At 70.7% G+C, this 6,480-nt stretch carries 9 protein-coding genes and 1 pseudogene; 6 read left to right on the top strand and 4 right to left on the bottom strand.

Features of this window, described 5'->3' with window-relative positions; translation table 11 throughout:
• Positions 1 to 474 (bottom strand): annotated as a pseudogene (locus MKL09_RS12060) (porin family protein); the annotation flags it as partial.
• A 580-nt stretch (positions 475 to 1,054) separates the two neighbouring features.
• Here MKL09_RS12060 and MKL09_RS12055 point away from each other — a divergent pair.
• Both MKL09_RS12055 and MKL09_RS12050 read left to right on the top strand, forming a co-directional pair.
• Positions 1,055 to 1,537 (top strand): DUF2721 domain-containing protein, encoded by a 483-nt coding sequence (locus tag MKL09_RS12055; protein ID WP_244020397.1) that lies wholly within the window; start codon positions 1,055 to 1,057, stop codon positions 1,535 to 1,537.
• A gap of 93 nt (positions 1,538 to 1,630) precedes the next feature.
• Positions 1,631 to 1,837 (top strand): hypothetical protein, encoded by a 207-nt coding sequence (locus MKL09_RS12050; RefSeq protein WP_244020396.1) that lies wholly within the window; start codon positions 1,631 to 1,633, stop codon positions 1,835 to 1,837.
• A gap of 67 nt (positions 1,838 to 1,904) precedes the next feature.
• On the opposite strand, the gene MKL09_RS12045 is transcribed toward MKL09_RS12050, so the two are convergent.
• From MKL09_RS12045 to MKL09_RS12035, 3 genes are all read right to left on the bottom strand, one after another.
• On the bottom strand, positions 1,905 to 2,105 hold the full coding sequence (locus MKL09_RS12045) for a hypothetical protein (RefSeq protein ID WP_244020395.1): 201 nt from the start codon (positions 2,103 to 2,105) through the stop codon (positions 1,905 to 1,907).
• A gap of 171 nt (positions 2,106 to 2,276) precedes the next feature.
• A complete protein-coding gene (locus MKL09_RS12040) occupies positions 2,277 to 2,639 on the bottom strand; it encodes an energy transducer TonB (protein WP_244020402.1) in 363 nt (120 codons plus the stop codon).
• Positions 2,640 to 2,736: 97 nt separating this feature from the next.
• Positions 2,737 to 2,979 carry a hypothetical protein gene (locus MKL09_RS12035; RefSeq protein ID WP_244020393.1) on the bottom strand — a complete coding sequence of 81 codons (243 nt, stop codon included), beginning with the start codon at positions 2,977 to 2,979 and terminating at the stop codon, positions 2,737 to 2,739.
• Between the two features lie 176 nt (positions 2,980 to 3,155).
• On the opposite strand from MKL09_RS12035, the gene MKL09_RS12030 reads away from it, so the two are divergent.
• The 4 genes from MKL09_RS12030 to MKL09_RS12015 all read left to right on the top strand — a co-directional run bounded on the left by MKL09_RS12030 (position 3,156) and on the right by MKL09_RS12015 (position 6,474).
• Positions 3,156 to 3,992 (top strand): outer membrane protein, encoded by an 837-nt coding sequence (locus MKL09_RS12030; RefSeq protein ID WP_244020391.1) that lies wholly within the window; start codon positions 3,156 to 3,158, stop codon positions 3,990 to 3,992.
• 293 nt (positions 3,993 to 4,285) lie between these two features.
• The gene (locus tag MKL09_RS12025; protein ID WP_092043649.1) at positions 4,286 to 4,465 is read left to right on the top strand and encodes a hypothetical protein; all 180 of its coding nucleotides are present in this window, start codon (positions 4,286 to 4,288) and stop codon (positions 4,463 to 4,465) included.
• Positions 4,466 to 4,707: 242 nt separating this feature from the next.
• A complete protein-coding gene (locus MKL09_RS12020) occupies positions 4,708 to 5,067 on the top strand; it encodes a hypothetical protein (RefSeq protein ID WP_244020389.1) in 360 nt (119 codons plus the stop codon).
• A 138-nt stretch (positions 5,068 to 5,205) separates the two neighbouring features.
• On the top strand, positions 5,206 to 6,474 hold the full coding sequence (locus MKL09_RS12015; protein ID WP_244020387.1) for an efflux RND transporter periplasmic adaptor subunit: 1,269 nt from the start codon (positions 5,206 to 5,208) through the stop codon (positions 6,472 to 6,474).
• Positions 6,475 to 6,480 lie beyond the last annotated feature (6 nt).

Raw genomic sequence — 6,480 nt, 5'->3', positions numbered from 1 at the left:
TCGCCCGGGCACGGGACCGACAGAGTGGGGGCCCGACGGGCCGGGCGGGTCGGTGACGGTGAAGCCGGGGGGGACGGCGCCGTTGATGAAGGCGTTGTTCCGGTTGCGGCCGCAGTCGAGGTACTGGGAGTCGGACTCGATGCCGATGACCACGCCCGAGCCCGGGGTGAACTGGTAGTTGTAGCGGACCTGCGCGCCGCCGGAGAAGCCGTCCTGGTTGCGGTCGCGGAAGGTGGCGGTGGTGCCGCCGACGGTGGCGTAGGGGGCGGGGATGCCGAAGACCGTGCTGGTGGCGCGGCTGCTGGCGTCGAAGGCGTAGCCGGCGTTGATACCGAAATAGGCGCCGGTCCAGGTGAACACCGGCACGGGGGTGAACACCGGCGGCGGGGCGGCGCGGCGCGGCAGGTCGGCGGCCGAGGCGGCGCCGGTCAGGAGGGCCGTGGCGGCGCTCGCGAGAAGAAGCTTCTTGATCATGGGGTCCTCTGTCTCCCGTTCAGCGGGATGTGTGCCCGGCGACAGAAACGGCAGGTTGAGGAAGCGCGATAGTGCAGCGCTGCAACAGGGCTCCCGAGGGCCCCGGACCGGTGGACGGGCGCGTGCGGTTGAGCACATCCCGCGCGCAAGAAAGCCGATTTCGGCCCAAAGATTTGTATCTCGACGTTTCCGGCAGCAAAAAACCCCGCCGCACGAAGGCTGACGGGGCTGTAGTTTGCTCGAGAACATTCCCAGGACCAACCAGGAAGCTTCGGCTCCTGTTAGATCCGACTGGCCGGCGGCCCGCAAGCCCATCGAGTACTGTTGTTAGCGGTTAAGATTAATTTACGCGCGCTGCCTCTCGGATACCGGCCGTAAACCGCTCATGGATATCCGCCGACCTCGGATCGCCGGCCGGCCTGCGAGGATTGCGGCAAAGCCCGCGATGCGGGCCGCCGGGTTGCGCTCGCACGGCATCCTGTGGTGACCCTCCCGGCATGCCGTGTCCGAAAACATCCGCCGCCGCGCGGGACGATGCCGAAGGCCGGGCGGTCGTGCCGCCCCCGCGCGCATGATGCCCATGTTCGGCTTCTCCCTGAGCTCCACCGAGCCCGACAGCATCGCCCACATCATCCAGGTCGCGCTCGCGCCGGCCTTCCTGCTGTCGGCGCTCGCGACCCTGCTGAACGTGTTCTCCACCCGCCTCGGCCGGATCTCCGACAAGGTCGACACGCTCTCGGGGGAGATCGTCAAGGCGACGGAGGCGGAGGGCGCGCGCCTGTCCCGCCGGCTGACCTTTCTGCGGCGGCGCTCCTTCGTCCTCGATGTCGCCGTCGTCCTCGCCTCGCTCGGCGCCTGCCTGATCGGGATGGCCGTGCTGACCTTGTTCGTCGGGGCGATGCGCGATGCGGCGACCGCGTCGGTCCTGTTCGGCTGCTTCGGCGCGGCTCTGGTCTGCACCGTCGCGGCGATCGGGGCGTTCATGACCGAGATCCTGATGGCCGGTCACGGGGTGCGCGACGAGGTCGATCACCAGCAGGACAAGGTTCCGGCGCAACCGTGATCCGCTCGCGTTTCGCGTTGCGTGCCCAAGGAACTTCGTCTTAATCTCGACGGTGCTTGATCCCGCTCGCCCGCTGCGTCCGAGTGCTCCGCCATGAGTGTCGCGATTCTGGTTGCCCTCATCGCCGGAGCCTTGTGCCTCGGGATGCTCTCTTCCCTCTTGCCGTTCGGGCGGCGGGGCGAGGACGAGGAGATGCTTTTGCCCGACGAGAGCGACTTCTTCGATATCGGCGGCCCGATCATCGACCTGGAGCCGCTGATCCCGCTGCTTGATGCGCAGGCCATCGAATCGAAGCGGTGAGCGCGGTATCCTTGTCGCGTGGGGCCGCCGGCCCGATCGCATCCGGGCGGCGGCCCCGACCGTCGCTTTAAGCGGCCTCGTTATCCGAATCGTCCGCGTCCAGGATGGTCTCCAGGTCGCCCACCAGGGCGTCGAGCTGGTCGGCGGTGGCCTTGAGCTTCAGCTTGGTACCGTCCTCGGCCTCAACCGCGATCTCGATATGGTCCTCGACCTTGGCAGCCAGAGCCTGCTTGATGGTGTAGGTCGTCACGTCAGCCTTGTCGGCCATGCCGGTCTCCTCGTTGGGCTGCGGGCAACGCGGACCGTCCGGCATCGGCGCTGCGGCAGAAGCTCGCGTCGGACGGCCTGCACAGCCTGCGCGGACAGGCGACCGTTCACGCGAAGGACTGCCGCCCCCCGGCGGGCCTCGCCGCGAAAGCCACGCGCGGGCTGGCGCACGCTACCGCCGGCCGCGCACGTGCCGCTCGACCACCCGCTGGCGATGGCTCGGGACCGCCGGAAGTTGTGTCGGGCGCGCCGCGATGGCCTGACGGACTGGGCGCGGCGGGGCCGGCAGCAGCAGCTCCGGCTTGGCCCGGGTCGTCTCGACGACGACCGCCTCCAGCACCACGGGGCGCGAAAGCTTGGTCAGGGTGCGGGGCCGGCCGGGCTTGGCGGCCAGGGTGCCGAGGCCCCAGAGCGCGAGGCAGGACAGGCCGACCAGGACCCCCGTCCAGGACGGCTCCGAGCGGACCATCAGGAAGGCGGCGCCGGTCAGGGCGGCGGCGGCCGCGAACAGCCGGGGTGAGGACTCGCCGGACATCACCACGCCAGCCTCGGCGATCCGCGCTGAGGACCGGTGAACCGCATCGCTCCATTTGTCTTCAAGTCGCTGCCGCGCCATCGGTGCTGAGCCGGCTTCAATCCGCCAGGCTGGAGGGCGGCTGCCAGGTGGCGCCGGGATGCTCGCGGATGTCGCCGGCCCGGGCGCCGGTATCGGCGTCGCTGGTCCAGTCGCCCGGCTCGGTGACGCTGGCGATCTCCGCCTCCGGGTAGGCGGCCGCCAGGAACAGGCGCGCCTCGCCCTCGGCCTCGGCCCGCACCGTCACGAGCGGCTTGTCTCCGTCCGCGTCGCGGACCTGGGCGATGAACAGCTTGGTCATGGGGGCCTCCGCTACCGTGAGGCGGCAACGGGCCGGCGGCGGGATGGTTCGGGCCGGAGGCCGAATCGCGCGAGCTTTGCCTTCCGCCACACCTGTGGCCGTGGCGATACAGCTTGAGTGTGGAAAACCAGGTAATTTCCCGCTCGATAGGAACATTCGCTGGGGAAAGACCAGTCATGAAGACGCTTCTGGCCTCGTTGGCCGCCTTTACCGCTCTCACCGCCGCCGCTTCGGCCGCCGACCTGCCGCGTCGCGCCGCTCCGCCGCCGATCTTCACCCCCATCCCCGTCTTCACCTGGACCGGCGCCTATTTCGGTATCAACGCCGGCTACGCGTTCGACGCCAGCAGCAACAGCACCTCCAGCTTCGGGATCCCGGCCGCGTTCGCGACGACCGGCACCGCCACGGCCAACTTCAGCCAGCGGAACCAGGAAGGTTTCTCGGGCGGTGGCCAGGTCGGCTACAACTATCAGTTCACCCCGGGCTCGGGCGTGGTCGTCGGCATCGAGGCTGACGCCCAGTACCTCGACTTCGGCCGCAGCCGGAACAACGCCCTCATCACCGGCGGCCAGCTGGCTCAGGGCCTCTACGTGACCGACCCGCGCGGCCTGTCGAGCCTCGACTTCTTCGGCACCGTGCGCGGCCGCATCGGCTACGCCTTCGACCGGGTCCTGGTGTACGGCACCGGCGGCTTCGCCTACGGCTCGGGCAGCGCCGACCGTTCGTTCGGCGGCTTCGCCGGCAACGACAGCTTCCGCACCGGCTACGCTGTCGGCGGCGGCATGGAATACGCCCTCCCGGTCGACTCGTTCCTGAACTTCTTCCGGTCGAGCGCCGTGACGGTCAAGGTCGAAGGCCTGTACGTCAATATCGATCGCAACACCCGCAACCAGGGTGCGTTCGTGATCAACGCCGCCAGCAACGTCCCGGTCGCCTACAGCGCGATCGGTCGCCGCGACGACGAATTCGCCGTCGTCCGCGCCGGCCTGAACTACAAGTTCGGCTCGTACTAAGACTTGAAGACCGCCCGGCCTTCCGGCCGGGCGTCGATCAAGCTCGACAACGCCCCGGAAGCGGAAGCTTCCGGGGCGTTGTCGTTTGCGCATCACCCCGAAAGCCGGCAGCCGCCGTTCGGGATGATGCGTGAGCCGTGGCTTCCGGGCCGCGCCCGATCTCCGCCCGCTCCACCAGCCCGTCGGCACCCCCGCGCTGCCCGGGTGGGGCTGCCGCCGGGAACAGCCTCGGCGCCGATACCGTTGTTCAGGTCCTGTCGGCCTCGGCCGGCCCTTCTCAGTTCGAGCGTCTCATGACCAGCCGTACCCTTCAGTCCACGCTTCTCGCCCTCGCGCTCGTCGCCGGCAGCGCCGGGATGGCCGCCGCCCAGAGCACGCCCAACGGCAACACCTCGACGGCCGGCTCGCCCGCCGGCAGCAACAGCACCGGCAACGGCGCCACCGGCAGCGGCGCGGCCCCCAGCGGCAAGTAATCCCCGGTAACCCGGCCTTAACCATAAAGACCGAAAGACCGGTCGATCCAGGAGCCACGCGCTCCGACGACCGTGCCTCCTTCACCCCGCGCCCCTTTTTGGGGATGCGGGGTTTTTTGTGGGTGGGCTTGGCGGGAGCTGGCGGTTTCGCCGATGGAAAGGGTGAGCCCGCGCCTCAGCGCGGCCCGGCCGATGGCGGTGGCCCTTGTGCGCCCGGGGCCGGATCGCCCATAAGAACCGCGATGGCATTTCGGGTTCGGCATGGGCGCTCGGCGCGCGGCTTGTGGGCGATCGCCGTCCGCATGCTGGCGCTCGTGCTGGCCTTGTCCTTGGCCGGACCGGGTGTCGGCCTCGCGGCGGATCTGGCGTTCCATGCGGGCGGCCATCAGGACCGCAGCGTCGGGCCATCCATCGAGGCCGCCGGCAGCGCCGTCGATCCCGGCGTGACCGAGCACCTCCATTGCGGCTGCCACCAGGCCGCCCCCCTGGAGGCCGCGATTGCGCCGCCGCCGGCGATTCCCGGCCGGCCGGTGGCGGTCCGGATCGTCCGCGCCCTCCCTTCCGTCATCCCCGACCGCCTGCCCCGGCCTCCCCGCGCGTGAGCTGACGCCGCCGCTCGTCGGTGCGCGTCCTACTCGGGAACCCTTGCGGGTGCCCGGTTCGCCCTCACGCGTCCTCTGAACGGGAACCATCGGAGCCGCCGCACGGCGCTCCGCGGTCCCGGCCGCGAGCAGGCCCCCATGCGCATTTTTATTACCGCGGTCCTCCTGGCCGCCGGCATCGTCATCGGCGCTGCCGTTCCCGGCGTGTCCGGATTCGTCCGGGACAGCCTCGCGGCGATCGGCCTGACCCGATCCGCCGGCAAACCGGATCCCGAACCGGCCGGGCATAAGGATCTTGGGCACGAGGATCGTCATGCCGAGGCCGGCGTGATCCGGATGAGCCCCGAGCAGGCGGCGGCCCAGGACATCACGGTCGCGCCGGTGACCGGCGGGATCCTGGCGCGCCACCTGCTCGTGCCCGGCACCATCACCCCCGACACCGACCGGATCGCCCGGGTCCCCGCCCGGGTGGTCGGCACCGTCGCGGAGATGCGCAAGCGCCTGGGCGATTCCGTCCGGAAGGACGAGGTCGTGGCCGTGCTCGACAGCCGGGAGGTCGCCGACGCCAAGAGCGAGTACCTCACCGCCCAGGTCCAGGTCGAACTCCAGACCATCAACTTCGAGCGCCAGCAGAAGCTGCTGGCCTCGCGCTCGGCCTCGGAATCGGCGTTCCAGAGCGCCCGGGCGGCGTTCCTGGAGACCCGGCTGCGGGCCGATCTCGCCCGCCAGAAGCTGTCGGCGCTGGGGCTCGACGCCGCCGCGGTCGCGGCCGCGCAGACCCGCGACGAGGCGACCCCGACCCACTCGACCCTGCGCCGCTACGAGCTGCGCGCGCCGCTGTCCGGCCGCGTAGTCGAGCGGCGGGTCGATGTCGGCTCGGCGGTCGGCAAGGAGGGCGACCCGGCCGAGATCTACCTGGTGGCCGACCTCTCCACGGTCTGGATCGAGCTGTCGGTCCCGACCCTCGACCTCGCCCAGGTCCAGGAGGGCGCCCGGGTCACCGTCACCCCGACCCGGGAGGGCGGCGAAAGCCGCGCGGAGGGGCGGGTGATCTTCGTGAGCCCGTTCCTCAACCCGGAGACCCGCTCGGCCCGGGTCGTGGTCGCCCTGCCCAATGCCGACCAGGCCTGGCGGCCCGGGACCTTCGTCACCGCGGAGATCGAGATCGCCCGGGACGACGTGCCGGTCCGGGTGCCCAAGGCGGCGCTCCAGACCGTGGCCGGCGCGCGGGTGGTGTTCGTCCGGACCCCGGAGGGCTTCGCCATGCGCCCGGTCGAGCTCGGGCGCTCCGACGACGAGGCCTACGCGGTCACCGCCGGGCTCGCGCCGGGCGAGGCCATCGCGGTCGGCCAGACCTTCCTGCTGAAGGCCGAGCTCGGCAAGGCCGAAGCCGGCCACGACGATTGAGGCGCC

The sequence above is a fragment of the Methylobacterium sp. J-048 genome (genome assembly GCF_022829515.1).
In the GTDB taxonomy this organism is placed as follows: Bacteria; Pseudomonadota; Alphaproteobacteria; order Rhizobiales; family Beijerinckiaceae; genus Methylobacterium.
Note: the sequence above shows the minus strand (reverse complement) of the source record. Positions and strands in the feature narration are given on the sequence as shown.